The organism is Streptomyces sp. CGMCC 4.7035, assembly GCF_031583065.1.
Classification (GTDB): domain Bacteria; phylum Actinomycetota; class Actinomycetes; order Streptomycetales; family Streptomycetaceae; genus Streptomyces; species Streptomyces yaanensis.
Map to the genome: position 1 here is coordinate 2,846,736 of NZ_CP134053.1, position 26,596 is coordinate 2,873,331.

Here is a 26,596-nt window from a genome sequence, read left to right on the forward strand (position 1 = left end):
CGGCCCAGCCGACCACTCGCCGGGAGGCTGTGTCGACGACGGTGGCCAGACAGAGACGGCCCTCGTGGCCAGGCATGACAGCCATGACAGCCATGACAGGCAAGTACGCGCATACCCCTGGCCGGGTTCCCTCACTCCCGGCCCAGCGTCACCGTCGTCGTGACCCCGGTGACAGAGGGTTTCCTCGGAACCGAATCGAACCCGAAATGGACGGGCGGTTCGACAGGCGCGAGAGCACCGAGGTCGGTGCCGTCGAGCACCGCCGAAACAGTGCGGATCGGCCGGAGGTCCCTGGCGCCGTACCACTCGCGGCGGCCCGCGCCGGCACTGCCACGGGTTCGCACGCCGACCAGCAGTACACGGGCGGGCCAGTCTGTGAGCGCGCTCCATGCCGGACGGCAGGTGAGCGCGCGGGGCACGGCCCAGAGCAGGAGCCCCAGAAGCCCTCGTCGCCCTGTGGTGAAACGCAGGTCGAGTGGCCCGGCCGTGACGGTCCAGCTGTCGTCCGTGACGCTCACGTCGACCGGGACGACCCGCACGATGTCGAAGGCGTAGGTGCCGCGGATGAAGTCCGCCGTCTCCCGTGTGGGCGCCAGCAGCAGCCGTTCTCCGTCGGCCCGCTCCAGCATCACATCGCTGAACGGCCCGAACGGTGACCGCTGCCAGTGTCCCAGCACGATGCGCGTCCCCAAGGAGGTGCCCAGGCCCGCGATCCAGCCGTCGAAGCGCAGCCGTGGGCGCCGTGCGGCTCCGCTGAGAATCCGGCTCATCCGCTCCCTCCCGCTCGAAGCCCTGGGAACGCCCCGCTGGACGAGGCCCCACCGTGACAGCCGGGGCCGGGAAGGAGCCGTCGTGTGTAGGCCCGTCGGCGCGAGGTCGGCCACACGTCCCGCTCCGCCACCACAGGCGGCGAGTCCCCCACGCAGTGTCCAGGGAAACGGACAGGGCACGGACCGCGTAGGCCCGCAGTCCGGGAAGCCGGGGCCGGATGGCTGCGTGAGGCTGTCCGGGGCCGGGCGGGATTACTGCCGTCCGGTGGGTACTCGGGTTCTCACCGGACGCACGGACCGTGAACTCGTGAAGCGGAGGCGATCATGACTGACCGGACACACCCCACCATGGAATCGCACCCGGACATCCTGGAGATGCGCGAGCGCCACGCCCGGGCAGAACGTGCGGCGACGACCCAGCAGGGACAGGCCGTCGAAGCGCTGGCCCTGGTCACCGGCCTCTACCTGGCCGCATCACCCTGGATCGCGGGCTTCAACGGCTTCACCACCCTGGCAGTGAACAACCTGATCACCGGTATCGCCTACGCCCTGCTCCTGAGCGGCTTCGGCCAAGCCTACGAGCGCACGCACGCCAGGGCGTGGGCTGCCGCCCTGCTCGGAGTCTGGACCATCATCTCGCCGTGGGTGGTGGCAGGCAGCGTGGACACCACGCGCACCATCATCAACAACGTCATCGTCGGCGTCATCGGGCTGGTGCTCGCGCTGGCAGCCGGCGCGGCGGCGAACGAGGCCGACAAGCGTATCCGTAGCCGCTCCGCCCGGATGGCTCCCTGACGCGGGCTCGTGAGCGGTCCCGCATCCGAGGAGAAGCGGGAACGAAGTGGCACGTGAAGCCGAAGTAGAGGATCTTCGCGATGCTGCCACAACCTGGGACGGCTTGCACGGGGTTACGACCCCAGCACGTAAGAAATTGTCAGGTGTGAGAGCGTGAGGGCGTGAGTGACACACCTACGAACACCCTGCAATACCGCTTTGACGGGCCAGAAGACGCACCTGTCCTGATCCTGGGTCCCTCACTTGGTACAACCTGGCACAGGTTGTAATGGCCGTCCATGGGCGTCCAGCCACTCCAGTGCGGGCACGAAACCGCAGGTCAGGGCCTCCTGGTCCGGGAGGGTCCGCCCAGTTCGTGATCGCTGTGTGATAGCGGGTGATACGGCGAAGCCCCTCCGGGAAGCATCCTGACGGGACTTCAGCGCGTGTCGGAGCCGTGAGACGACGAAGCCGCACCGGAGCGCTCCGGTGCGGCTTCGTCGTGAGATCGGGTGCGCTGGCGCGGACGATGCGGTCGGCGCCTCATGCGGTCCGTGTTCTGTGACGCTTTCGGGTGTGCGGGGATTTGCGATCGCATCCGCATACCCCTCCGTACAAGGGATCCGTTCCTGAGGACACGCCCCGCCCACGGATGGGCGGGAGCGCTCCCGAACCGCACCGGGGAAGCGCAGTGCTCAGGCGTGTGCGTGCCCGGTACGACGGCGTGCGACCCAGCCGAGGACGACGTCCACCGCGAGGAAGCCGGCGAGCGGGACTCCGGCAAGCGCCCCGACAGCGCCCCCGCGCTCCCCAACACCACCAACACGATGGCCGATTGATCGGTTACACCATCACGTGGGACGCCATCCCTCTTTCTCAGCCAGCACATCCGCACCGCAGCCGCAGCGACTACGTCAGCCGGGTGAGGCGGGCTGACAGGCTCACTCGCGGACTACGACGGCCTGCTGCGCCATGGAACACGGGGGTCGCGACACCGCGGTCGCGGTGCTAGATCAGCCGGCCTCTCGGCCCCGGAGAGTCCCGGCCCCGACACCAGCCGCACCAGTCACACGTAGTGGTCAGACACTGTCTGGGACGGTGGGAGTGCCTGACGGGACTGCCGGGGCAGGACGCGTTTGCCAGAGCCTGCGCACCGCATCCGGCTTCTGCAATGCGGCGGGCGCCGTCTGATCCGAGCCGCTGCCACGGCTGAGGTGCACACCGATCGCTGACGTCGTCAGGCTCAGTACGGCGGCTGCGCACCTGGCGATCCGGAAGTCGTGACGTGAGGTGGCACCGACGTGGGAGCCGACCACCGCGACCAGGACGGTGACGCCGATCGCGGCGGAGATCTGGCGGCCTGTCCGGGAACGTCGCGCGATGCGCGGGAGCGGCGCGCAGGAGCCAGGCGCAGTCTGGACAGTGGAGGTGGGTTGCCGTGGCGCACAACGAAGCCATTTCGCCCGTCGAGGGTGCGGCAGTACTGGAAGCCCTGTTCCACCAATCCCCGACCGGCCTGATGCTCCTGGACACGGAACTGCGGATCCTATGGATCAACGTCAACACGCCGGTCCTGAAATCGGGCACCCCTGAAGAGATCATAGGCCGGCACTTCACCGACGTATGTGACCTTTCCGCGCCCGGTGAGGTCGAGGCGATGCTGCACGGCGTGCTGGAGAGCGGCGCGCCCGCTCGGGGGCGACGATTGGAGGTGCGTCCGAAGGGCGCGCCGGGGCCGGAGTACCGGTTCTCCGTCTCGGCATTTCGTCTTGAGGACGCGCAGGGCAGGATCCTGGGAGTGCTGACGGAGATACTTGGTGTCACCGAATGCGAAAAGGTACGCGCCCGTCTGCGCCTTCTCGGCTCGGTGCGCGATCGCGTGGGACAGACCCTCGACGTTGTGGCCACCTGCGAGGATTTGGTGCAAGCGGTGGTGCCGGACCTCGCCGACCTCGCCGTGGTGGAAGTGGTGGAGGCAGTGGTGCGTGGCGAGGAACCTCCGCCGAGTCCTCTCGGACGGGAGGTGCCGCTGCGCCGTGCGGCCTTCGCCCGCAGTGGCGGCGAGGACCAGGTCCAGGCACATCCGGTGGGTGACGTGCGTGCTCTGCCGTTCCCGACGCCCTACGCCCAGACACTGGCCGACCTCAGGCCACGCCTCGTCGCCCTGGGTCCGGAAACACCTTGGCTGGCGGCCGTCCCGCAGCGCGCCGAGGCGATTCGCGCCTCAGGCGCCCAGAGCCTTGTTACCACTCCCCTGACCCTGCGGGGAAAGGTGCTGGGGCTGATGAGCCTCTACCGCACCGACCAGGGCGACGTCTTCGACCAGGGCGATGTCATCCTCGCCGACGCAGTGGCCGCTCACGCCGCGCTGTGCATCGACAACGCCCGCCGTTATACCCGCGAACACACCATCGCCCTGACGATCCAGCGCCATCTGCTGCTTCCCGAGGTTGCGACGCAGACGACCGTTGAAACCGCGCACATACTGGTGCCCTCTGAAACCGGCGGAGGCTGCGGGTTCGACACATTCGCCCTGTCCGGCGCCCGCACCGCACTGGTGGTCGGCGAAGTAGCCGGCCGAGGCATCCATGCGGCCACCACCATGGGACAGATAGGGACCGCCGCGCACTCTCTGGCCGCGCTCGACCTGGAGCCCGACGAGCTCCTCGCCCGCCTCAACGACACCGCCATCAGCCTGGCCCAGGAACGCGCCGCTCTGCCGCCCGGCGACCCCATGCCGCTCACGGGAAGCTGCGCGTACGCGGTCTACGACCCGCTCGCTGGGACCTGCACCATCGCCCTGGCCGGCCACCCCCCACCCGTCATCGCCCATCCCGATGGGAGCACCCAGATCCCTCACCTACCGAGCGGACCTCCCCTGGGCAGGACCGAAGGACCTCCCTTCGCTGCCACCACGGTCCCTCTCCCCGACGGCAGCGTCCTCGCCTTCTACACGCCGTCCCTCCTGCACACCTCCCAGTCCCCGGAGATCCTCCAACGAGTGCTGGCCCACACTGACCGGCCACTGCAGGATCTGTGCGACGACGTGCTCTACCGGCTACGGAACGACACCCGCCACGGCGACGTCATCCTCCTCCTCGCCCGCACCCACACACTCCCCGCGGACCAGGTCGCCGCATGGCACCTCGACCCCCACCCCAAAGCCGTCGCCACGGCGCGCACCCACGCCCAACACCAACTCACCCATTGGGGAGTGGACGAGGAAACCGCCTACACCACCGAAACGATCGTCAGCGAACTGGTCACCAACGCCATCCGCTACGGCACACCGCCTGTGCAGTTGCGGCTCATCAAGGACCGCACGCTCACCTGCGAAGTCCACGACAGCAATGCCCTCGCGCCACGGCTGCGCCACGCGAAAACCATCGACGAAGGCGGGCGCGGCCTGTTCATCATCGCCCAACTCGCGCAGAACTGGGGCGTCCGTTACTCCCTCGACGGCAAGATCGTCTGGGCCGAGCAGACTCTGCCGCCCGCAGCCTCGCCCCATCCCCAACAGCGGTCATAGCGTTACCGAGCGCGCCCGGATCGTCCTCGGCCAGCCGTGCCGGCGAGAGCGCGGCGGTGCAGCTGCAACTGCAGCTGCTCGGCCGGGTTTCGCCGAAGACGCCGCAGGCGCCGCGAAGCACGAGCATCACGGCTCCGCTCTTGGCCAGGGCAATCGCCCGGATTCAGCAACGGGGGAGCCGCTGGCGCTGTCAGCCGGGGAACTCCGCCACGGCATTCGGTCGCGCTCGAGGTCACCAGGCGTCTGGAGGCCCCGGTTCGCGAGGTAGTCCGGGCGTCACGGCTTTCGGGCAATGCGACCAGGCCGAGGAACGTGGCCATGCCGTTCGCCTCCATCGCAACCATAGTTCTGGGCCCGACCCAAGTGGTCCGTCCCTCCCGGCACGGACCCAGCGGTGTTTCGCCTGTTCCACGCACGTCCGCGCCCCCAGGCATTGGCCTGGGCGATCTCGGACATTCACCGTTAGCAGCGGCAGCCGTCAGAGCCCCGGCGGGCCAGGGCCAGATCACACTGGCCACCCTGCGTTCCCTGCGCGCGCTGCTGGTGCGGCAGTCGGTGATTGTCATGGAGGCGGTGGCTGCCTGTGTGATCACTGGTCCGGGTCGGTGGGGGTGGTCGTCAGCAGCGGTCGCGGCCCCGCGGGACATGAAGTGGTTGTTGAAGGAGTCGAGGCCCATGTCCGCACGCTCCGCGATGGCTCGGACCGAGCGACTGCGTTCGAAGCCCTGGAGGCATGGCTGCGGACAGCCGCCTCCGCTGGGATCAGGAGGGCCACTCTGTCAGTGTCCAGCTGACAGGTGTCTCCGGTTCGATCGAGGTGCTGGTGGACGGAAAAGACGTCGCCCGGGGCAGCGCCTCCCGGGCAGGCAAAACCGTCCTCTACGCCGAGATCCGTCGGGGATCCGCCGCGCCCCCTGAGCGTCACATTCGCGGACATGGGCGACGTGTCTCATGCGTCGCCGATCTTGCTCACCATTGTCAGGTCCGGGGCAGCGATGGCAGGGGCCGAGTGGCGATCTCCTGTGCTTCGGCGCGCGTCATGCCGAACATGCGCAGCAGGCGGAAGGCCAGCTGGTCGGAAACATGCGCGGCATCGAGGTCCGGGCGGGTCTCCAGTAGGTGGAGCACTCCGAGCAGGGCGCCGCCGACCATGGCCACAGAAGTGCGCGGGTCGTCGATGTCCAGCCGTCCGGTGTCGGCGGCGGCCCGCAGATCCCGCATCGCCTGCGGAGCCAATCCGCTGTCGGAAGTCAGATAGGACATGCCCGTACGGACGAGGATCCTGGCTATCTGTGTGTGGGTGCGCTGCAGCCGGCCGGTCAGGCGGACGCTGGCGGCGAAGATCTCCGCGGGGTCCTTCAGGTCTTCAACGACGGATTCCAGGAGTGCGCCGTGTTCCTCCAGGGTGAGGGCGACGGCCGCGTCGAACAGCTCGTCCTTGCTGGTGAAGTGGTTGTAGAAGGAGCCGAAGCCGACATCCGCCGCCTCGGTGATCTCCTGGATGCTCACATCGGTCCGCCCCTGATCCGCGAGGAACCGCTGCGCGGCGGCGATCAGCGCGGCACGGGTGCGCGCCTTGCGTCGGTCCACGCGGTTGGGCGTGTGGCTGGGTGTGTTGGCCCTGCCCTGTCGATCGATACTCATCTCTCCACCATGATCAGACGCATCATCTTTGATTGTTTCATCACGACTGACTGCTGTTGACGGGGTCGTCATCTGGACTGATTCTCTCATCACTGCTGACTGGAGCTGCTCGCGGGAGCGTTCCGGTCGGTGTCTGTCCAGGACTCAGGAGAGCCGATGAGTATCCAGGTCGTCCGCACCACAGACGGCTGGTGGGTGGAGAGCGGCACAGGGCGGCTGCACCGCGTCGACACCGGCGCGGACACCACCGCCGGCCTGCTCGCCGACCGTTCCGCCGTGCAGCAGGCGGCTGCCCGCGCCACGGGTGACCCCGGCGCCGGGGTTTCGGTTGGAGAGGCCGAGCTGCTGTCGCCTGTCACCACGCCCTGCCGGGTGGTGGCGCAGATGGTCAACTACCGTTCCCACGCGGTGGACTCCGGATTCGACCCGGACACCGTTCCGCCAGCGTTCTTCCGCAAGGCGTCCGGGTCCGTCAGCGGGCCCTACCAGGACATCGAACGTCCACAGCACGTGCGTTTCTTGGACTACGAGGTGGAGCTCGGGCTGGTGATGGGTGCCGATGTGCCGGTCGGTACCGAGGTCACCGACTCCACCCTGCCGGCGTTCGTCGCCGCGCTCGTCGTCGCCGACGACGTCAGCGCCCGCGATCTGCAACTGCCCAAGACGCAGTTCTACGAGGCCAAGTCGTACCCGACCTTCACTCCGCTTGGGCCCCGGCTGCTCCTGGTAGATGCCGACGATCTGGCCCGCCTGCCGGACCTGCGGCTCACGCTGAAGGTCAACGGGACCACGAGGCAGGACCGCACCACCACGGACATGATCGTCCGGCCCGCCCACGCCCTCAGTCTGCTCGCCCGCTTCCAGCACCTGCAGCCCGGTGACGTCCTGCTCACCGGAACCCCCGGCGGCACCGCGCTGAAGTCTCCGGGCAGGCTCCTGACCACGCTTGCCGCCCTGCTGCCCCCGCACAAGCGCTGGCAGAAGTTCTTCGACCGCCAGCAGGCGAACCCTCACTACCTCAAGGACGGCGACGTCGTCACGGCCCGTATCGCGACCGACGACGGCGTACTCGATCTCGGCGAGCAGCGCACGGTGGTGCGCGCCCACTGACGGCTCCCGGGACCCCCGCCCGGGACCGGCCGGCCCGGCATCCCCGTACCGGGCCGGCCACCTGAACCCATCCCTCACCCTGCAAAGGCGCACCGGTGACACGCACACCCCCCGACCTGCTGTGGCCCGCCCCCGACAGCAGCGCGGACCTGTCCGCGATCGAGGCCGTACCGCTGCACGAGCGCGGCCTGCCCGCCACCACCTACGACACCCTGCTGCGCGCCGCCCGCCTGTGGCCCGACCGGCCGGCCCTGACGGTGCTGCCCGACGCCGCGCGCTTCCTGCGCCCCGCCACAGCCACCTTCGCGCAACTGCGTGACCAGGTGCATCGCACCGCCAATCTGCTGGGCTCTCTAGGCGTCACCCGCCGGGCCGCCGTGGGCCTGCTCGCGCCGAACACCGCGGAGCTGCCCGGCGCCCTGCTGGCCGCGCAGGCAGCGGGCATCGCCGCCCCGGTCAACCCGGGCCTGGCATCCGAGCACGTCGAGCAGTTGCTGCGGCGCAGCGGCGCGCGGGTGCTCATCGCCGCCGGTCCGCAGTTGGACGCACAGGTGTGGGCCACGGCCCGGCAGGTCGCCGCGGCCTTGCGGCTGGACGCTCTGCTGGCGCTGGCCCCCACACTGGCCGACGGCCCCGCCCCCGCTCTGGACCCCATCGAGGGCGTACGCGTTGGCTACCTCACGGAGCTTGCCGCGTCCCATCCCGCCGACGGGCTGGTGGACATCGAGCCCCCGGCCGCCGACGACCTGGCCGCCTACTTCCACACCGGCGGCACCACCGGCATCCCCAAGCTTGCCGCCCATACGCACGCCAACGAGGTCGTCGACGCCTGGATGGTGGCCGCGAGCATTCCTCTCGACGAGGACTCGGTGATGTTCGCGGCGCTGCCGTTGTTCCACGTCAACGCCCTGATCGTCACCCTGCTCGGCCCGCTGCTGCGCGGCCGGGGAGTGGTGTGGGCCGGGCCGCTGGGCTACCGCGATCCCGAGCTGTATCCGGTGTTCTGGAAGCTGGTGGAGCACTACCGCATCGCCGCCATGTCGGCGGTGCCCACCGTGTACTCCGTCCTCGCCCATGTCCCCGTCGACGCGGACATCTCCAGCATGCGGTTCGCCGCCGTCGGCGCCTCCCCGCTGCCGCCCGCCGTACGGGAGTCCTTCGAGAAGCACACCGGCATCCCCCTGTGCGAGGGCTACGGGCTGACCGAGGCGACCTGCGCCTCAGCCCTCGGCCTGCCCGGCCACACCCGCCCCGGCAGTGTCGGCCGGCGCCTGCCCTACCAGCAGGTCAAGACCGTGCGGATCGACCCGGACACCGGCGAGTGGCACGGCCTGCCGCCGGGCGCCACCGGGGTGCTCGCCGTCAGCGGCCCGGTCCTCTTCGCCGGGTACGTCGTCGAGCACACCGCCCAGGGGCCTCGCCTGGAGAGCGCCGGGAAGATCCGCGACGGCTGGCTGGACACGGGCGACCTGGCCCGCATCGACGCCGACGGCTTCATCCATCTCGCCGGCCGCGCCAAGGACCTGATCATCCGCGGGGGCCACAACATCGATCCCGCCGGCATCGAGGACGTACTCCTCGCCCACCCCGAGGTCACCGCCGCCGCGGCGGTCGGCCGTCCCGACCCCCACGCCGGCGAAGTGCCCGTCGCCTACGTCACCCTCGCCCCCGGCGCCCAGACCGAGCCCGCCGAACTGCTCACCTGGGCCACCGAACGGGTCCCCGAACGCGCCGCCACCCCGCGCGAGGTGCTCGTGATCGACGCCATCCCGCTCACCGCCGTCGGCAAGCCCTACAAGCTCGGCCTGCGCCTGGACGCAACCCGCCGCGCGGTCCACGCCGAACTGGCCGCCCAGGGCGCGGACTGCGACCCGGGACGCATCCTGTGCCGGCCGCACGACGGCGGCGTCCGCGTCACGGTGCCCGCCCCTGCCGACGAGGCGGTACGGAGCAGGGTCACCGCAGCCCTCGACCGGTACGTCCTGCACTGGCAGTACGCCCCCAGCAAGCCACTTGAGAGAGAAACCCCATGAGCACCACCGCCATCGTTCTCGCTGTCCTCCTCGCCGGGATCTTCCTCCTGCTCGGGTCGGCCAAGCTCGCGGCAGTACCCGCTATGCGCGAGGCCGCGGCCCACGTCGGCATGACCACCACCCACTACCGCCTCCTGGGTGCCCTGGAGGTGGCGGCAGCGGCCGGACTGCTGCTCGGCCTGCGGATCACCGCGCTCGGCGCCGCCACATCGGTCGGCCTGATCCTGCTCATGACCGGAGCCGTCGTCGTCCACCTGCGCAGCGGCGATCCGGCGGCCCGCTGCCTGCCGGCCGTCACCGCGGGTGCCTTGGCCGCAGCCCATCTCGTCGCGCTGGTCGGCGGCTAGCATCGCCGCCGCCTGGGCTCCGAGGAGCATCACGATGAGCCGCATCGACGTCCGCCAGCATCTGCCGCCCTGCGCCTCCACCCGATGGCTGGCCTAGCGCAGCGTTCATACAGCCCGCCTCCGCAGGCCGCCTTTCGCACGGCGCGGACGGCACCCACCGCATCTCACCGCCTTGGCCGCCGAGGCCGGGTGTGGCCTCTGAATCGACACCGCTGTTTCCGGCGTCCCCTCCGTGCCGTCCGGGTTGCCGACGCCCGCCCGCAGCGAGCGGGCGCCTCTCGGAACGACCAGCCTTTCGCATCCGTGCGCCGCCGCCCGCTCAATCCGCGGACACCCGGCCTCGATCAATCGACCGGGGAAACGCCCTTGGCGCTCTTCCCCCGCCGCTCCTGAGCCGTCCCCACCCCATGGCCCCGAGCCGTGACACCCCATGGAGTACCCATGAACGACATCGACGTCCCCGTCCTCATCGTCGGCGGAGGCGGTGCGGGGCTCACCGCCTCCATGCTGCTCAGCCGCATGGGCATCGAGTCCCTGCTGGTCACCGCCTGGCCCAGCACCTCCGTCCTGCCCAAGGCCCACGTCCTGAACCAGCGCGCCATGGAGATCATGCGCGACGCCGGCGTGGCCGACACCATCTACGCCGCCTCCGCCCCGGCCGAGCAGATGTCCCACACCGCCTGGTACGTCGGCCTGGCAGGCGACCAGGAGGACTACGGCCGCAGGGTCGCCAGGATGGAGGCTTGGGGAGCCGGCGGGCACTCTCCGGAGTGGCTCGCGGCCAGCCCCGAGCGACAGGCCAACCTGCCCCAGATCCGACTGGAGCCGGTCCTGCGCACCCGCGCCGAGGAACTCGCCACGGGCCGGGTCCGCTTCCACCACGAGCTGACCGCACTCGCCCAGGACGACGAGGGCGTCACCGCCGCCGTCACCGACCGCGAGACGGGCGAGACCTACAGGGTGCGGGCCCGCTACCTGCTGGGCTGCGACGGCGGCCGCACCGTCGGCCCCGCCGTGGGCATCGTCCAGGAGGGCGTGCGCAACCTCGCCCGCGTAGTCTCCTTCCACCTCTCCGCCGACCTGTCCCAGGTGGCGACCGACCCTGACGTGCTGATCCGCTGGCTGTGGCTGCCCGACCTCGGCATCCCGGGCGTCCTCGTGCCCATGGGCCCCGACCACTGGGGCCCGGAGTCCGAGGAGTGGGTCTTCCACCTCAACTACGGGCCCGATGACGGTCGCGCGCTGGACGACGAGTCGGTACTGGCCGACCTGCGCACAGGGCTGGGCCTGAGCGAGGAGGACCTGACGGTCCACATGATCTCCCGCTGGACCCTCGAGGGCGTGGTCGCCGACCGCTACCGCGTCGGCCGCGTTCTGATCGCCGGCGACGCCGCCCACCGGCATCCGCCCACCGGCGGCCTCGGCCTGACCTCCGCCATGCACGACGTACAGAACCTCACCTGGAAGCTCGCCGCCGTGCTGAACGGCCATGCCGACGACACCCTGCTGGACAGCTACGAGGCCGAGCGGCGCCCCGTGGACGCCACCAACGTCCAGCGCTCGCTGGAGAACGCCATGAACCACATCGCCATCAACGCCCTCTTCGGCGGCGGGCCCGGGGCCGACGAGGAGGAGAACTGGCGGCAGGCCCGCCGCCTGTGGAGCGAGGACCCCGCCGACGGCGACTTCCGCCGCACCTTCCTGGCCGCCGTGGCCGCCCAGTCCATGGAGTTCAACGAACTGGGCGTCGAGTTCGGCTACACGTACGAGTCCGCGGCCGTCGTCCCCGACGGCACTCCCGCACCCGAGAACCCCGACCCGGTCCGCATCTACCAGCCCGCCGCCCGACCCGGGCACCCGCTGCCCCACGCCTGGCTTGAGGACCTGGACGGCCATCGCGTGGCCCCGGCCCGCCTGGTCCGCCCCGGCCGGTTCCTGCTGATCGCCGGGGAGGACGGCCAGGCTTGGTGCGAGGCCGCCGAGAAGATCGCCGCCGAGAGCGGGCTGCCGCTGGACGCCATCCGGATCGGCCACGTCGACGGCGACTACCGCGACCCGCGCTCCACCTGGACCGCCGCCCGCGGGCACACACCGCAAGGCGCCGTCCTCGTGCGCCCGGACCGCTTCATCGGCTGGCGCGCCCAAGGCGCGGCCACCGACCCGGTCGCCGAACTCACCACCGCACTGGACTCCCTCCTCGCACGGTAGGGCTTATCTGCCGTGCCACCCGGCCTGCCGATCACCGCCGCAGTCGGCGGGCCGGGCCCTCACCCTCATCTCCGCCTCGCCTCCGGGACACAGCGGCACTGCGGCACCCGCCCCACCCTCGCCACAGGTCGTGGAGGCCACAGGAAGGAACCCCGTGAACGATCCGACACCCACCCCCGCCGCCCCCACTGCCGACGCCCATCAGGGTCTGCACAGCGAGCAGGGCGCCCTGCGCGGGGAGCACCCCGGCCGCGCCGCCCAGCCCGTCATCAAGGTGGTCGACCTGGCCTGGTTGGAGTTCACCAAGCCCGACCTGGACCGCGCCGAGACCTTCGCCCACGACTTCGGCTTCACCACCGCCGCCCGCACCGGGGACACCCTCTTTCTGCGCGGCGCCCTGGCCGGACCGCACTGCCTGGTGATCCGCCGTGGTCCCGCCTCCCGGTTCATCGGCCCCGCCTTCCAGGCCGCCGACGCCGCCGACCTCGAACGGCTCGCCCGCACCACCGGCCACAGGGTCCGCACCCTGACCGAGTACGGCGGAGGCCGCGCCGTGGACCTGCTGGCCCCCTCCGGCATCCCGGTCCGCGTCGTACACGGCGTCGCCGAGCAGCCCGCGCGACCGCTGCGACAGCCCCTGGTCCTCAACACGGGCACCACCACCGCGGCCGCCCGCATCAACGCCACCCAGCGCCCGCCCCGCGAACCCGCCCAGGTGCAGCGCCTGGGCCACGTCGTCCTCTCCACCCGGGTCTTCCGGCGCGCCCTCGACTGGTACCTGCAGCACCTCGGCCTGATCGTCAGCGACTTCCTCTACCTGGACGGGCAGCGCGACCGCGGCCCCACCATGGCCTTCATCCGCTGCGACCGCGGCGGCGAACCTGCCGACCACCACACCCTGGCCATGCATCTCGGTCCCGCCACGGGCTACGTTCACTCCGCCTACCAGGTCGCCGACCTCGACGCGCTGGCCGCCGGAGGCGAGTACCTGCGCGAACGCGGCTACCACCACTCCTGGGGCGTCGGCCGGCACATCCAGGGCAGCCAGATCTTCGACTACTGGCGAGACCCCGACCGCTTCATGCTGGAGCACTACGCCGACGGCGATGTCTTCGACAACACACTGGAACCCGGCTGGGCCGCCATGTCCGCTTCCGGCCTGGCCCAGTGGGGCCCGCCCGCCACCCGGGACTTCCTCGGCACCACCCCCTCGCCGGGGGCGTTCCTGCAGGCGATCTCCGCATTGCGCGAGGACAACGAGATCGACCGCGCCCGGCTGCTGGGCCTGATGAAAGCCCTGAGCAAGTGACCGCCACCACCCCTGAGATGTACCCGTCGTGATCATCGGTGCCGCGCCCACCGAGCTGACCGCCGCGACCCTCCTCACCCGTGCCACCTGGTCCGTGCATCCATCGGCTCCCGAATGCAGGACCTCGCCACTTCCCAGCAGTTGCTGGCGAATGCTCTGCAGCACCCAAAGCAGGGACGCTGTCGCCGAACTGAGCGGAGGCATTCAATCCGCTGCGCCAACCGTCCCAGCTGTCGCAGGGCTGTCGGGCGTTGTTCCGGGCGTTCCTCCCGCGGGCCGACCTGTCGGCGTGACCGCAGGAACCGTGATCTCCTGATCGCAGCAGGAGCGGTGCTCGGCCGGCGGGTGCTGCGTCAGCGGCTCGTGTCGGCGTCGCCGTCGTCATGGGAAGAACGCCGCGGTCTCCTGCCGCCCGGCGCGGAGTCGTCCCCTTGCTCTTGCAACAACTCAAGGAGTGCGGCATCCGCTCTTCTCTGATCTTCCTTCGTCAGCTCGACCGGTGCGTTGTTGTAGACGGTGTAGCGATCCGGATCGATGATGTTGGCGGCCCGCAGGGTGAACGTCAGCAGGCGGCGCCACCCCTTGCGGTGGCCGACTCTTGCCTGCAGCTGGACCTTGTAGTCACGGGCTTCCGGCATGAACCCGGAAAAGGGTGCCTCGAACTCGATGAAGAGTTGTTGCGCTTCTCTTCCGGGCACGACGAAGCCGGCGGGCAGTCTCGCGTCCTCGTCCGGCCCCGGCTGAAGACGGGACGGTGAGGACACCCACAGCAGCGGCAGGTGAGAAGCGGGCTCGTCGGGGAAGGTCAGGATGAGGTCCTGCACGACGATCGGCTTGGGGCCGGTGTTGTGAAGGACGAGCGGGAGCCGCAGGCGGGCCGTGGACGAGTGAATGATCGCTGCGAAGGCGTGAGGCTCCCAGGTCTTCAGGCGTCCTTGTCTGGCGTTGAGCCACCAGAACGACGCGACGGTGAAGAGCAGTGCGCAGACCGACACCACGCCGGCGCCTGTGAGTGATGAGGACACGGCCTGCTCGGTCGCGGTCATCAGCGGAACCACAGATCCAGTGTGTCAGCCCGGGCGCGGGCTCGCTAACAGGACCAGGGTCCTGTGCCGCCTGCGCGCAGCAGACGGCCGGCACGACGCTCATGCCTGTCACGGGTGGCTGCTACGGCGCTCAGCCCACGTCACGAGCCGCCACCGGCAAGGAGCACGAGATACCAGGCGACCAGTGCCGCGCACGCCACGGCGGGGACGAGTTTTGGCGGCCCGTCTCCTTTGCGCACGTGCGTGGTCACGGCACCGGCGAGGAGCAGAAGGAGGCCGAGGCCGGCCAGCTCTCCGAACAGCGGCAGGACCGGGCCGGTCGCCACGCCTGTGGCGCCTGCCAGCTCCAGCGCACCGATCAGCCGGTAGGCCGAGGTGGTGAAGCCGGCGTGGGCGGCCAGCTCGGGCATCGGGCCGAGGGCCAGGATCTTGGCCACGCCCAGCAGGGCGAAGATCAGCACGATCGGACAGGCAAGGGCGGCGGAGAGGCTCATGAGGCGTTTTTGACGGTGTGCGGGTGACGGGCCTGGCGGCGTTCGGCTCCCAGGTCGGCGAAGTAGGCGACGAGGTCGGGGTTGTCGACGGCGGAGGGATGGAGGACCTGCTCGGCGGGCGCGCCCTGGAGCAGGCGCTTGACGGGGACCTCGAGTTTCTTGCCGGTCCTGGTGTGCGGGATGGCCGGTACGGCGAGGATCTCGTCGGGGACGTGGCGGGGTGAGGCGCCGGTGCGGAGGGCGTCGCGGATCTTCTCCCGCAGGGCGTCGTCCAGCGTGACTCCGGGCGCGGGGACGACGAACAGGGGCATCCAGTAGCCGCCGTCGGGCTCCTCCGCGCCGATGACGAGGGCCTCGGTGATCTCGGGGAGGCGTTCGACGATGTCGTGGATGTCGGCGCTGCCCAGGCGTACGCCGTTGCGGTTGAGGGTGGCGTCGGAGCGGCCGTGCACGATCACCGAGCCGTGGGAGGTGAGGGTGATCCAGTCGCCGTGCCGCCACACGCCCGGGTAGGCGGTGAAGTAGGCGTCGCGGTAGCGGCTGCCGTCGGGGTCGTTCCAGAAGTACAGCGGCATGGAGGGCATCGGGCGGGTGACGACCAGTTCGCCGACCTGGTCGACGACCGGCCGTCCCGCGCCGTCGTACGCCGCGAGCGCCACGCCGAGGTTGGGGGCCGACAGCTCACCCGCCCACACCGGGGTGGTGGGGGCGCTGCCGGCGAAGGCGGAGACGATGTCGGTGCCGCCGCTGGTGGAGGCCAGCTGGATACCGGCGCCCACGTGGTCGCGGACCCAGCGGTAGGCGGAGGCGGGCAGGGTGGAGCCGGTGCTGCCGATGGCGCGGACGGCCGACAGGTCGTGCACGGAGGGTTCGATGCCCAGCTTGGCCATGGCCAGCAGGTACTGGGGGCTGGTGCCGAAGACGGTGACCCTGTGGCGGGCCGCCAGCTCCCACAGGACGTCCGGGCGAGCCACCGGCGCGGGGCTGCCGTCGTAGGTGCAGGTGGTGGCGCCGGTCAGCAGGGTGGAGACGACGAGGTTCCACATCATCCAGTGGGTGGTGGTGTACCACAGCAGGCGGTCGCCGACGCCCAGGTCGCTGTGCAGGCCCAAGGTCTTGAGGTGCTCCAGCAGGACGCCGCCGTGGCCGTGGACAATGCCCTTGGGCAGGCCGGTGGTGCCGGAGGAGAAGACGATCCACAGCGGGTGGTCGAACGGCACCGGAGTGATCCCGAGGTACTCGGTGCGGCCGGCCGCGTCCTCCCAGGGAACCGTCAGGCCCGCGGCCCGGGTCTCGGACCACGCAAGGCCCAGGTGATCCACGGCAACCGTGGCCTTGAGCGTGGGAAGGGCGTCGGCCAGTTCGAGGGAAGCGGCGCGGCGGTCGTGGCGGGTGCCGTTGAAGAGGTAGCCGTCCGCCGTGATGAGCACCGTGGGTTCGAGCTGGGCGAAGCGGTCAGCGGCGGCCCCCGGCGCGTAGTCCTGGCCGCACACCGACCACACCGCGCCCAGGCTGGCCGCGGCGAGGAAGGCGATGACGGCGTGGGGCGCGTTGGGCAGGTAGCCGACCACCCTGTCGCCCTGTCCGACGCCCAGGTCGCGCAGGGTGGCGGCGACGGAGGCGACCTGGGCGCGCAGCTGTCGTCCCGTGATCTCGTAGGCGGCTCCGGTCTCGTCCAGCGCGGTGATCGCGGGTGCGTCCGGGTGCAGGTTGCGCAGGGCGTGGTGGGCGTAGTTGAGGGTGGCGCCGGGGAACCAGCGGGCGCCGGGCATGGTCTCCTCGGCCAGCACGCGCTCGTACGGTGTGGCGGCGTCGATGTCGAAGTACTCCCACACCGCTGCCCAGAAGCCTTCCAGGTCGGTGACGGACCAGTGGTGCAGGGCCTGGTAGTCGGTGGGGTCCTGGATGCCGTCGGCGCCCTGGTGCCGGGCGGCCCAGCGGGCGAAGTCCGCGATGCGGCTGCCGGCGGCCGCTTGGAGGTCGGGCGGAAGGAAGGGCTCCGGACAAGGCGTGGCGTGCGGGGTGGTCATGGTCTGGTGTTCCTCGTCAGGGTGCGGGCGGGGCTTCGGCGGGGCGGCGGGCCGTGTGCAGCAGGGGAGCCCAGGCGGCGGCGTCGGTGAAGTGGCCGGTGCCGGTGGGGACGGTGTCCAGTACGACGCGGTCGGGGCGCAGCAGGGCGGCGTCGGCCCGGCCGCGTGCCAGCCAGGCGGCCAGGGTGCCGTCGTCGTCCAGGTCGTCGACATGGATCACGGAGGCGTCCAGGGCCGTGGCCACGCCCGTCATGCGCGAGGTGGGCGGCACAGCGGTCAGGAGGGCGAAGGAGTCCCCGAGGATGTCGTCGAGGCGCTCTCGCCTGCCGTCGTACAGCACCCAGGGTTGTGGGCAGAAGGTGCCGGCCAGTGAACGGCCGGTCAGCCGGGATCGGCGCCGTACCAGCGGATTGGCGGTCAGCGCGGGGCTGAGGTCGCGGCTCACCGCTGCGGTCACGCCGGGGAGGCGGCAGGCCGCGCCCACCACGGCCCGGCGGATGGCCGCACCGCGGTCCTGCCCGCCGGTCATGGCCCAGCCGACGGCGACCGCGACACGGATCACGTGGCGAGCGTGCGGCTTGCGCTCCTGCTGGTAGGTGTCCAGCAGTCGGTCGTCTGCGCCCTGCTGAAGGACGCGGGCGAGTTTCCAGGTGAGGTTGCGGGCGTCGCGCAGGCCCGCGCACAGGCCCTGCCCGATGAAGGGCGGGGTGAGGTGGGCCGCGTCGCCCAGCAGGAAGACGCGTCCCCGGCGCCACCGGTCGGCGAGACGGGCCCGGAAGGTGTACCGCGCCTGCCGGATCACCTCGAAGTCGTCGCCCCCGTGGGCAGCGGACGGCAGGTCGACCCAGGGGGCGACCAGCTCGTGCAGCTGCTCCAGCCCTTCCGGGCCGTCCAAGGGCTCACCCTCGGCCAGCCGGAACTCCCAGCGGTAGCGGTCCTCGCCGACTCGCATGAAGGTGGCCGGCCGGGTGGGGCAGCAGATCTGCTCGGCGCCTTCCCAGGTGCGCACCGGGAGGCTGGTGCGTACGTCGACGACCCGCCAGCTCTCCTCGAAGTGCAGGTCCTCCCATACGGCGCCGATGGCGTCGCGGGTGAGGCTGCCGGCGCCGTCGCAGCCGAGGACCGCATCGGCCCACACGTGCTCGTCCTCGTTGCTGCCGTCGCGGCGGAAGGTCACCCGCACCGGACCCGGGGCAGCGGGCGATCCGTCGCTGGCCTGGGTGACGGACACGACCTCCACCCCGCCCCGCAGCTCGCACTCGGGGCGGCGGTCCAGGGCGTCGCGCAGCAGCCGTTCCAGCTCCGGCTGGTCGAACATGCTGGTCTGCGGGAAGCCGTGGTGGCCGTGCAGGGACCGCGGGAACTCGGCGATCACGCGACGCCGGGCGTCCAGCAGCCGCAACCCGGGCGCCGGCCGGGCGAGGGTGGCGAACTCCTCGTGGACGCCGACACTCTGCAGGATCCGGCGAACCTCGTCGTCCACGACGACGGCGCGCGGCAGCGGGTAGACGTCCCGGTGACGTTCGAGGAGCAGGCTGCGCACCCCGTACCGGGCGAGCAGGAGCGCGGCCGTGACGCCCACGGGTCCGGCACCGATGATGACCACCGGCCTCCTGGCTGCGGCGCTCACCTCGCGTCCGCCACAGCGGTCCGCTGCTCACCCAGGTCGATCCGCCCGTCGGGGGTGGCGATCGTGGCGGTGACGAGGTCACCGTCGTGCAGGTAGAGGGGGTTCTTGGCCTGGCCCTTGAAGAAAGCCTTCCACTTCAGTGCGGGCGGCAGCAGGGCGGCGATCTTCTCGACGGGCTTGGGCGGGGCCTTCAGGGCGGTGCCGCCGGGTGTGCCGGTGAGCAGCAGGTCGCCCGGGTCGAGGGTCTGGAAGCGGGCGAGCAACGTGAGCGCCTGCGCCGGTCGTACGATCATGTCGGCGAGGGTGCGGTCCTGGCGCGGTACGCCGTTGACCGACAGCCGCAGCCGCAGGTCGATCAGACGGGCGAAGTCCTCGGGCTCCAGCAGGGCCAGGTACGGACCCGTCGGCGTGAACGTCGGGTAGGACTTGCTCTCGTAGAACTGCGTCTTGGTCAGCTGGACGTCGCGGGCGCTGACGTCGTTGGTGAGGACGAGCCCGGCGACGTAACGCGGCAGGTCCCGCTCCTCCACGACGGTGCCCACCGGCAGCGGCGCACCCATGACGAGGCCGAGTTCGACCTCGTAGTCGAGGAACTTCACGTGCGCGGGGCGGACGATCGGCTCGTGCGGACCGCTGACCGAGCCGGACGCCTTGCGGAAGAAGGTGGGCGGGATGTCACCGGTGAAGCCCGAATCTCGGGCATGGCTACGGTAGTTGACCATCTGTGCGACCACCCGGCAGGGGGTGGTGACCGGGGGCAGGGCCACCAGGTCGGCGACGGGTGTGCCGCTGTCGTCGGAGGCGCCGGCGTCGCGGACCGCGTCCCGGTCGGCGATCAGCTCGGCGGTGGTGACCGCCTTGGTCTCGATGCGGACGGCGCGCTCGCCCCGGACGGCCCACCAGCCGTCGGGGGTGCGCAGAACGTTGGTGCTCATGAGCTCATCGCTTTCATCAGGCCCAGCAGGCGTGCGGGGTCGAGTTCGTTGTCGCCGCGCAGGGCCGTCATGACCTCGCGGAGCTTGGCGGGGGAGGGGTTGGCGCCCAGGAAGTCGCGGGTGACCGGCGGCCCCCACTGCGCGAGACCGCTCGCCGACATCGGCGCCCAGCCGGGTTCGAGGTCGCAGGAGAAAAGGTCGCCGTCGGCGAAGTGCTCCAGCATGAAGCGGTCGGGGTCGCGCCAGTAGTCGAAGAGCTGGCTGCCCTGGATGTGCCGGCCGATGCCCCAGCTGCGCCGGTAGCCGCGCTCGGCCAGGTACTCCCCGCCGGCGGCGATCGCGTCGAGGTCGGTGACCTGGTAGGCGGAGTGGACGTAGCCGGTGCCCGGCCCGAGGTGCAGGGCGAGGGTGTGGTGGTCCACGGGCGTGCTGCCCTGGTCGCAGCGGATGAAGGCCATGGTCGGCCCGCGCTGGCGCTGCCCGTCCAGGAAGAGGAAGTCGGACACGATCATCCCCAGGGTGTCCAGGTACCAGTCCAGGGCCCGTATGAACACCCGTGTCTCCAGCACCACGTGCCCGAGCCGCTGAATACGCGACGGCTCGCGGGGCGGCCGCTGGGTGGCGTTCGTACGACGGCCTTGGACTCCGGTGTTGATGATCAGGGGCTGCTGCCCGGGCAGAGCGGGCAGATGCTCGGCGCAGTGCACGACCCGGACCGGGAAGCCGGAGGGATCGAGCAGGGTGACCGACTGTCCGCCGCCGGGTACGTCGATGTCCCGGACCTCACTACCGGTCGCGCGGGCGAGTCGGTCCAGATCGCCCCGTTCGGCCGCGCGGAACGCCGGCCCGATGAAGCGGGATGCCGACCCGCGGCGGATGACCATGCAGGGGGAGCCCGCGAAGGTGCCGCGCAGCCACAGTTCCCGCTCGGTGCGGGCGGCGACGGCGAATCCGAAGTCACGGGCGAACACCTCGGCCCGGTCCAGGTCGGGCTTCTCGAACTCCAGCCAGGCCAGATCCGCAACCTTGATCACCGGATTCCGGGCTCGTCCGGGGTGTTCACCGCGCAGGGCGCCCTGCTCACTGTGGAGGTCCTGGTGGGCCGTCAGAGGACCGCCCTTGTTAACGGGGATGTGGGACATGGTGTCCTCCAAGCAACACTGCCGTAATGAGGAAATCATCAACTCTGCCGTTTCTTGTCGTCAATAGATGCAGCCCAAATAATTGAGGATCTCATCAGTAATGGCAGTGTCATCGTTGCGGCGGTTACACTGGGCCGTATGCCGACGTCAGCCCCGCCCAAGAACCGCTTCGAGCGACGCCGTGCCGAGACCCGTCAGGCGCTCGTCCGTGCGGCCCGGCAGATCCTCGCGGAGACCGGGGACACGAGCGCGAGCATCCAGGCCATCGCCGAGCGCGCCGATGTCGGCTTCGGGTCCTTCTACAACCACTTCGAGTCGAAGACGGAGCTGTTCGACGCGGCGGTGACGGACGCCCTGGAGGAGTTCGGGCAGGTCATCGACGCGCGTGTGGAAGGCATCGACGACCCGGCCGAGCTGGTCGCGGCCGGCTTCCGGCTCACCGCCCGGATGGCCGACTCCCACCCGGAACTGATGCGGATCCTGCGCGACCGCGGCTTGGTCCACATCCACTCCGACCGCGGCCTCGCCCCACGCGCCCTGCGCGACCTGGAGATCGGCATCGCGTCGGGCCGTTTCACCTGCGGCAACGCGACCACCGCCCTGTCCGCCCTGGGCGGCACCCTGCTCTCCCTGGTGGCTCTCCGGCTGGACCGCCCGGACCTCGACGGCGACGAGGCCGCCTCCGACCTGGCCGAGATGGTCCTGCGCATGCTCGGCCTCGCTGCGGACGACGCCCACGAGGTCACCCGTCGCCCGCTGCCCGGTCTCGCCCGATGACCTCCTGCACCTGAAGCGCGGCCCTTTGTGGTGCTACGCCGGCCGCGACGAGGAATGCGGTTGCCGCGGCCTAGATGCTGTCGAGACTCGCGTCCGGGTCCTCCCGCAGTTTCCGCCGGGCGGTCGCGAGGATGCGTGTGCGGTTGGAGTGAGCATCCCTGCGCTGCACAGTACGGCCCGGGGTGTCGGTCGTCTGCATGGTTCTTTCTCTCCACGGTTGCCGGAAAGCCGTGGGCGCCGGTGCTCCCTCACGCACCGGCGCCCACTCACCCCTGCCCAGGGTGGCTTGTTGTCCTGCTGACGGGCGTCAGGGGACGAGGATGAGGCGGATCGGGTCGCCGATCTTGTTCTCCAGGCGGTGGACGGCGTCGGCGGCCTCGACGAGCGGGATGTGGTCGGTGATGGAGGGGGCCAGGTCGAGGCGGCCGGCCGCGGTCAGCTGCACCAGCTCGGAGACGGACTCGGGGAAGCCGCCGTAGTGGCCGCGCACCTGCTTCTGCAGGTAGTTGAAGGTCAGGCCCTCGGTGATGGTGAGCGGCCTGGGCGTGATGCCCACCAGGATCAGGGAGCCGCCCAGGCCGAGCACGGAGGCGGCCTGGTCGCGGACGGCGGGCACGCCGGCGCAGTCGAAGGCGAAGTCGAGGCCGCGTCCACCGGTGGCTGCGCGGACCTGGTCGGCGAAGTCGGGAGCTGCCGGGTCGAGCGCGAGGTCCGCGCCGAAGGCCAGGGCTCGCTCGCGGGCGCTGGGCAGCGGGTCGACGGCGATGATCGGGGCGGCGCCGACCAGGCGGGCGAGGCGTACGTTGTGCGCGCCGACTCCGCCTACGCCCCAGACGCCGACGGACTGGGCGGCACGGACGCCCGCGGTGGCGACGACGGCGGCGTAGGGGGTGGAGACCGCGTCGGGGATGATCGCGGCCTGGTCGAAGGGGAGGCTGTCGGGGATGGGGATGAGGGTGTCCTCGCGGGCGATCACGTACTCGGCCCAGCCGCCGTCGTAGTCGATGCCGGCGGTGAGCATCTGGGTGCAGGGGCGGTGGCGCACGCAGCCGGCGCACTTGCCGCAGGTCTTGCCGGCCTCCAGGGTGACGCGGGTGCCGACGGCCAGGCCGCGCTTGAGGTCGGGGCCGAGCGTGTGGATCACACCGGATACCTCGTGGCCGACGGTGACCGTGTCGGAGGTGGCGAAGAGGGGGACGAGGGAGCCGTCGAGCAGGTGGACGTCGGAGAGGCAGACGCCGGCGGCCTTGACCTCGATGAGGACCTCGCCCGGGCCCGGTGCGGGGATCGGGACCTCTTCCACGGCGAACTTCTTGCTGTCCAGGTGGAAGCGTCCGGCGAGCATGGTGTCCATGGTGATCTGCTTTCTGTGAGTGGCACCGCCCGCGGTTCGGGACATGGGTGCCATGGGGTGTCTGAGTGGCTGGTGGTGGCCGGGAGGCGTGCGGAGTGGCAGGACGGGGCCGCACGCCTCCCGGCGTCGGGGGCAGAACGCCTTGCGGCGTGCGACGGTCAGGCGAAGACGTCCTGCTGGTAGCGCTCGTCCGCTTCGAGCTGGGCGAGCCACTGCTGGGCGGTCTCGTCGTCGCTGCCGGTCTTCTGGCGGTGGATGGCGGCGAGTGCCTCGCGGACGGCGGGGGCCATACGGCGGCCGTCACCGCAGACGTAGATGTACGCGCCGTCCTCGATGGCCTGCCACACCGTGTCGGCCGCATGGGCGATGGCGTTCTGCACGAACCGGGACGGGTGGCCGGTCACCGCGGAGAAGGCGGTGTGCACCTGGGCGATGCCGGCCTGCTCCCAGTCCTGCATCTCCTGGCGGTAGAAGTAGTCGTGCTCCGGGTGGCGGCAGCCGACGAAGACCTGCGACAGGCCGACCTCGGTGCCGTTCTCGTGCTGCCGGGCCCGCTCCTCCAGGAAGCCGCGCAGCGGCGCGATCCCGGTGCCGGGGCCGATCAGGAGCAGCGGCGTGGCGGGGTCGGCGGGCGGGGCGAACGTCGGGGAGGGCACGCGGACGTAGCCGTAGACGACGTCTCCGGGCCCAAGACCGGCGATGTAGGAGGAGCAGGTGCCGCGGTACTGGCCGTCGCCGGACAGGGCCGGCCCCTCCAGCAGGCCGACGGTCAGGCGCACGTGGCGCGGGTTGGCCGACGGGGCGGAGGAGATGGAGTAGAAGCGCGGACGGATGGGGCCCATCATCTCCAGGAACACCGCCAGCGGCAGCTCGACCGCGGGGAAGCGCTCCAGCAGGCCCAGCACCGAGACCCGCTTGCCGAGGATCTCCTTCTGGTAGTGCTCCTCGGCCTCCTCCGTGTCGGCCGCGTACGCCTGGAGCTGCGGCCGGGTCCACGGGCATTCGGTGTACTCGGCGAGCGTCTGGATCTGGGAGCGGGTGGCCACGTCCTGCAGCTCCAGGAACTCGGTGAGCAGGATGCCGGCGGTGACCGGGGTGCCGACCGGCAGGTGAGTGCGGCCACCGGCCGGCTGGTCGAGCCGGAGCACCTGGTCGTAGTCGACGCCGAGCCGCCTCAGCGCGCGCTCGACCAGGGCGAGTTCGTTCTTGGCGAAGACGGCCAGGTGGTTGCCGGTGTCGTAGGTGACGCCGTCGGGCAGCTCGAAGGTGATGGACTTCGCGGACGGGCGCGGCGGCTCGATGCTGAAGTCCCACAGTCCGGTCGCGTCGGCCACCAGTTCCTCGTTGGCGACCACGGTGAGCGGGTACGCCTGCTCGGAGACGATGGCGGGGCGCACGTCGGACTCGGTGAGCAGCTGGACCTGGTAGCGGGGGCCGCTGGCCTGGGAGGTGTCGGCGGCGTACTCCTCGGCCAGAGTGGCCCACAGGTTGTCCATCCACCGTGTGGCCATGCCGTCGAAGTCACCGGCGGCGTCCGCGATGCCGCGCTCGACGACGGGGGTGGCGCCGGCGGCTAGCAGACCTTCCTCGATCCGCTTGGGGAATGCCTGGTAGGTGGCCACCCACTGGGTGTTGCCGGCGCCCAGCAGCGCGTACCGCACATTCGCCAGCGAACCCTCGGGCAGCCCGGCGGCGAGCAGATCGTCGAAGCGCTGGGCGTTGTCGGGGGCCTTGCCGTTGTAGCTGGCGGCGACGACGGCGAGCAGGCCCTCGGTGGGCAGGTTGTCACCCAGCTCGTCCAGGCTGATGAGCGTGGTGCCGAAGCCGGAGCGCTCGCCGCGGTCGGCGATGGTGCGGGCCAGGTCCTCGCACGAACCCAGGCTGGAGCCGTAGGCGACGGTCAGGTTCACACCGACACCGCTGACCGCTGCCTGCGCCTGCGTGTCGCCGGTCTGCAGGTCCGCGGCGCCGAAGACGGTGCGCTCGTGTTCCTGACGACGGCGGACGATCAGCTCGAAGTTGCCGGGCTTGCGCGTCAGCGCCTCCCGCACGTCCATCTTGTAGTCGCTGGTGTCCGAGAGCTTGAACTTCTGCAGCACCAGCGCCAGGGCCAGCCGGGCCTCGGTGAGCGCGAACTGGCGGCCGATGCAGGCGCGCAGGCCGTTGCCGAACGGCTTGTAGGCGTGCGGGTGCTGCTGGACGCGGTTCTCCGGCAGCCACCGGTCGATGTCGAACTCATTGGGACGGTCCCACGCCTTGGGGTGTGTGTGCAGCGGGCCCTCCAGGATGAGGACCTTCGCGCCCTTCTTCAGCTCGTAGCGGCCGCCGATGACGGTGTCCTCCCGCGCCGTCTTGCCGAACGCCGGGATGGGAGCCCACAGGCGCAGGGTCTCGTCCAGGATCCGCGGGATGACGTCCAGCTGCATGATCGTGTCGTAGTCCGGGACGGTGTCGCCGGGCAGCAGGCGGTCCACCTCGGCATACGCCTGGGCCAGGACGTGCGGGTTGCGCATCAGCGAGTACGTGGCGAACGACAGCAGGCCACTGGTGGTCTCGTGACCGGCGATCAGGAACGTCAGCACCTGGTCGCGGACGTTGTCGTCGGCCAGCAGCTTGCCGGTCTCCGGGTCGGTGGCCTCCAGCATCAGACCCAGCAGGTCCTCCTCACCGCCGCCCTTTCCCTCGCGGCGCTCCTTGATCACGCTCTCGACCAGGTCCCGCATCTGCTGGATGTTCTCGCCGTACTTCTTGGCATCGGCCTTGCGGAGCTTGGTCATCATCGGCAGCTCCTGCGAGCGACGCAGCGACTCCACCAGCGCACCCAGCAGCGCGTTGAGGAAGGGGTGCAGCTCCTCCTTGTCGAAGGACCGGAACCGGTAGCCGAACCCCGACAGGGCGATCGTGTCCAGCGTCAGCCGGGTGTAGTCGTCGGTGATGTTGACCGGCTGACCCGCCTTGCGCTCCCACTTACCCACCAGGTTCTGGGCGATCTCCAGCATCTGCCCGTAGTAGGCCCTCATGGCCCGCTGGCTGAACGCCGGCAGGAGGATCCGGTGCGCCATGCCCCATTCCTCCTCGTGCTGGTGGGCCGTGAACAGCCCCGCGCCCGCGAAGTCCCGGACATGCTGCAGCGGCGTCTTCTCGATCTGCTTGAAGAACCGCGTCTCGTCGGAGACCTCGGCCACCAGGTCCGGGTCGTAGACGAAGATCTGCTCGACACCGGCGATGTCCAAGCCGTAGATGCCCTCGGGGAACTGCTTGGACAGCTCGCCGAAGTACTCCACCGGGTTGGTGCCGGGGATCTGCGGCGTGTTGCCGAGGAGGGGGATCCCACGCGGGGACCGGATGGGGCGAAGGTCGTTCGCGGAGTGCGTGGTCATGTCTTGCTCCTCTGCGTGGAGGGGGATGGGCAAGGGCGCGCTGCTCAGGTCGATGCCGTGGCGCCGTACGGAAACATACGCCGT

Annotated in this window: 20 protein-coding genes; 9 read left to right on the plus strand and 11 right to left on the minus strand. The window is 70.7% G+C overall.

Features of this window, described 5'->3' with window-relative positions; translation table 11 throughout:
• Nucleotides 1-131: 131 nt before the first annotated feature.
• Nucleotides 132-770, minus strand: coding sequence for a hypothetical protein (locus tag Q2K21_RS11975; protein ID WP_310769770.1), 639 nt, complete (start codon nt 768-770; stop codon nt 132-134).
• Between the two features lie 324 nt (nt 771-1,094).
• On the opposite strand from Q2K21_RS11975, the gene Q2K21_RS11980 reads away from it, so the two are divergent.
• The 3 genes from Q2K21_RS11980 (at nt 1,095) to Q2K21_RS11990 (ending at nt 5,073) form a co-directional block, all read left to right on the plus strand.
• Nucleotides 1,095-1,565, plus strand: a complete 471-nt coding sequence (locus Q2K21_RS11980; RefSeq protein WP_310769772.1) for an SPW repeat protein — start codon at nt 1,095-1,097, stop codon at nt 1,563-1,565.
• A gap of 686 nt (nt 1,566-2,251) precedes the next feature.
• The gene (locus Q2K21_RS11985) at nt 2,252-2,383 is read left to right on the plus strand and encodes a hypothetical protein (protein WP_310769774.1); all 132 of its coding nucleotides are present in this window, start codon (nt 2,252-2,254) and stop codon (nt 2,381-2,383) included.
• A gap of 599 nt (nt 2,384-2,982) precedes the next feature.
• Nucleotides 2,983-5,073 (plus strand): ATP-binding SpoIIE family protein phosphatase, encoded by a 2,091-nt coding sequence (locus Q2K21_RS11990; RefSeq protein WP_310769779.1) that lies wholly within the window; start codon nt 2,983-2,985, stop codon nt 5,071-5,073.
• 978 nt (nt 5,074-6,051) lie between these two features.
• On the opposite strand, the gene Q2K21_RS11995 is transcribed toward Q2K21_RS11990, so the two are convergent.
• On the minus strand, nt 6,052-6,717 hold the full coding sequence (locus Q2K21_RS11995) for a TetR/AcrR family transcriptional regulator (protein WP_310769781.1): 666 nt from the start codon (nt 6,715-6,717) through the stop codon (nt 6,052-6,054).
• A 156-nt stretch (nt 6,718-6,873) separates the two neighbouring features.
• On the opposite strand from Q2K21_RS11995, the gene Q2K21_RS12000 reads away from it, so the two are divergent.
• The 5 genes from Q2K21_RS12000 (at nt 6,874) to Q2K21_RS12020 (ending at nt 13,724) form a co-directional block, all read left to right on the plus strand.
• Nucleotides 6,874-7,827: a fumarylacetoacetate hydrolase family protein gene (locus Q2K21_RS12000; RefSeq protein ID WP_310769783.1), complete on the plus strand. Its 954-nt coding sequence runs from the start codon at nt 6,874-6,876 to the stop codon at nt 7,825-7,827.
• 95 nt (nt 7,828-7,922) lie between these two features.
• The gene (locus Q2K21_RS12005; protein ID WP_310769784.1) at nt 7,923-9,860 is read left to right on the plus strand and encodes an acyl-CoA synthetase; all 1,938 of its coding nucleotides are present in this window, start codon (nt 7,923-7,925) and stop codon (nt 9,858-9,860) included.
• Nucleotides 9,857-10,207 (plus strand): DoxX family protein, encoded by a 351-nt coding sequence (locus tag Q2K21_RS12010; protein ID WP_310769785.1) that lies wholly within the window; start codon nt 9,857-9,859, stop codon nt 10,205-10,207. Before Q2K21_RS12005 ends, Q2K21_RS12010 begins: the two co-directional genes overlap by 4 nt.
• Before the next feature lie 441 nt (nt 10,208-10,648).
• A complete protein-coding gene (locus Q2K21_RS12015; protein ID WP_310769786.1) occupies nt 10,649-12,415 on the plus strand; it encodes an FAD-dependent monooxygenase in 1,767 nt (588 codons plus the stop codon).
• Between the two features lie 154 nt (nt 12,416-12,569).
• Complete coding sequence (locus Q2K21_RS12020; RefSeq protein ID WP_310769787.1) at nt 12,570-13,724, plus strand: VOC family protein; 1,155 nt, start codon at nt 12,570-12,572, stop codon at nt 13,722-13,724.
• A gap of 353 nt (nt 13,725-14,077) precedes the next feature.
• On the opposite strand, the gene Q2K21_RS12025 is transcribed toward Q2K21_RS12020, so the two are convergent.
• The 6 genes from Q2K21_RS12025 to Q2K21_RS12050 form a co-directional block, all read right to left on the minus strand.
• A complete protein-coding gene (locus Q2K21_RS12025) occupies nt 14,078-14,770 on the minus strand; it encodes a hypothetical protein (RefSeq protein ID WP_310769789.1) in 693 nt (230 codons plus the stop codon).
• A 140-nt stretch (nt 14,771-14,910) separates the two neighbouring features.
• Nucleotides 14,911-15,264 carry a DoxX family protein gene (locus Q2K21_RS12030; RefSeq protein ID WP_310769791.1) on the minus strand — a complete coding sequence of 118 codons (354 nt, stop codon included), beginning with the start codon at nt 15,262-15,264 and terminating at the stop codon, nt 14,911-14,913.
• Nucleotides 15,261-17,294, minus strand: coding sequence for an acetoacetate--CoA ligase (locus Q2K21_RS12035; protein WP_310769793.1), 2,034 nt, complete (start codon nt 17,292-17,294; stop codon nt 15,261-15,263). Before Q2K21_RS12035 ends, Q2K21_RS12030 begins: the two co-directional genes overlap by 4 nt.
• 16 nt (nt 17,295-17,310) lie before the next feature.
• Nucleotides 17,311-18,924 carry a bifunctional 3-(3-hydroxy-phenyl)propionate/3-hydroxycinnamic acid hydroxylase MhpA gene (gene mhpA / locus Q2K21_RS12040; protein ID WP_310769795.1) on the minus strand — a complete coding sequence of 538 codons (1,614 nt, stop codon included), beginning with the start codon at nt 18,922-18,924 and terminating at the stop codon, nt 17,311-17,313.
• Entirely contained in the window at nt 18,921-19,859 is a 939-nt protein-coding gene (locus tag Q2K21_RS12045) for a fumarylacetoacetate hydrolase family protein (protein ID WP_310769797.1), read from the minus strand. The genes mhpA and Q2K21_RS12045 overlap by 4 nt, the downstream gene beginning before the upstream one ends.
• Nucleotides 19,856-21,001, minus strand: coding sequence for a VOC family protein (locus tag Q2K21_RS12050; RefSeq protein ID WP_310769799.1), 1,146 nt, complete (start codon nt 20,999-21,001; stop codon nt 19,856-19,858). The genes Q2K21_RS12045 and Q2K21_RS12050 overlap by 4 nt, the downstream gene beginning before the upstream one ends.
• Nucleotides 21,002-21,139: 138 nt before the next feature.
• On the opposite strand from Q2K21_RS12050, the gene Q2K21_RS12055 reads away from it, so the two are divergent.
• On the plus strand, nt 21,140-21,778 hold the full coding sequence (locus Q2K21_RS12055; protein ID WP_310769801.1) for a TetR/AcrR family transcriptional regulator: 639 nt from the start codon (nt 21,140-21,142) through the stop codon (nt 21,776-21,778).
• Between the two features lie 70 nt (nt 21,779-21,848).
• Here Q2K21_RS12055 and Q2K21_RS12060 read toward each other — a convergent pair whose 3' ends face one another.
• The 3 genes from Q2K21_RS12060 to Q2K21_RS12070 all read right to left on the minus strand — a co-directional run bounded on the left by Q2K21_RS12060 (nt 21,849) and on the right by Q2K21_RS12070 (nt 26,512).
• Nucleotides 21,849-21,977 (minus strand): hypothetical protein, encoded by a 129-nt coding sequence (locus Q2K21_RS12060; protein WP_310769803.1) that lies wholly within the window; start codon nt 21,975-21,977, stop codon nt 21,849-21,851.
• Between the two features lie 108 nt (nt 21,978-22,085).
• Nucleotides 22,086-23,132 carry a zinc-binding dehydrogenase gene (locus tag Q2K21_RS12065; RefSeq protein ID WP_310769805.1) on the minus strand — a complete coding sequence of 349 codons (1,047 nt, stop codon included), beginning with the start codon at nt 23,130-23,132 and terminating at the stop codon, nt 22,086-22,088.
• Nucleotides 23,133-23,290: 158 nt separating this feature from the next.
• A complete protein-coding gene (locus Q2K21_RS12070) occupies nt 23,291-26,512 on the minus strand; it encodes a bifunctional cytochrome P450/NADPH--P450 reductase (protein WP_310769807.1) in 3,222 nt (1,073 codons plus the stop codon).
• Nucleotides 26,513-26,596 lie beyond the last annotated feature (84 nt).

Coding starts and splice junctions, on each gene's coding strand:
- Q2K21_RS11975 (WP_310769770.1), bottom strand. CDS start 770: ATGAGCCGGATTCTCAGCGGAGCCGCACGGCGCCCACGGCTGCGCTTC.
- Q2K21_RS11980 (WP_310769772.1), top strand. CDS start 1,095: ATGACTGACCGGACACACCCCACCATGGAATCGCACCCGGACATCCTG.
- Q2K21_RS11995 (WP_310769781.1), bottom strand. CDS start 6,717: ATGAGTATCGATCGACAGGGCAGGGCCAACACACCCAGCCACACGCCC.
- Q2K21_RS12000 (WP_310769783.1), top strand. CDS start 6,874: ATGAGTATCCAGGTCGTCCGCACCACAGACGGCTGGTGGGTGGAGAGC.
- Q2K21_RS12010 (WP_310769785.1), top strand. CDS start 9,857: ATGAGCACCACCGCCATCGTTCTCGCTGTCCTCCTCGCCGGGATCTTC.
- Q2K21_RS12015 (WP_310769786.1), top strand. CDS start 10,649: ATGAACGACATCGACGTCCCCGTCCTCATCGTCGGCGGAGGCGGTGCG.
- Q2K21_RS12025 (WP_310769789.1), bottom strand. CDS start 14,770: ATGACCGCGACCGAGCAGGCCGTGTCCTCATCACTCACAGGCGCCGGC.
- Q2K21_RS12030 (WP_310769791.1), bottom strand. CDS start 15,264: ATGAGCCTCTCCGCCGCCCTTGCCTGTCCGATCGTGCTGATCTTCGCC.
- Q2K21_RS12035 (WP_310769793.1), bottom strand. CDS start 17,294: ATGACCACCCCGCACGCCACGCCTTGTCCGGAGCCCTTCCTTCCGCCC.
- Q2K21_RS12045 (WP_310769797.1), bottom strand. CDS start 19,859: ATGAGCACCAACGTTCTGCGCACCCCCGACGGCTGGTGGGCCGTCCGG.
- Q2K21_RS12050 (WP_310769799.1), bottom strand. CDS start 21,001: ATGTCCCACATCCCCGTTAACAAGGGCGGTCCTCTGACGGCCCACCAG.
- Q2K21_RS12055 (WP_310769801.1), top strand. CDS start 21,140: ATGCCGACGTCAGCCCCGCCCAAGAACCGCTTCGAGCGACGCCGTGCC.
- Q2K21_RS12060 (WP_310769803.1), bottom strand. CDS start 21,977: ATGCAGACGACCGACACCCCGGGCCGTACTGTGCAGCGCAGGGATGCT.
- Q2K21_RS12065 (WP_310769805.1), bottom strand. CDS start 23,132: ATGGACACCATGCTCGCCGGACGCTTCCACCTGGACAGCAAGAAGTTC.
- Q2K21_RS12070 (WP_310769807.1), bottom strand. CDS start 26,512: ATGACCACGCACTCCGCGAACGACCTTCGCCCCATCCGGTCCCCGCGT.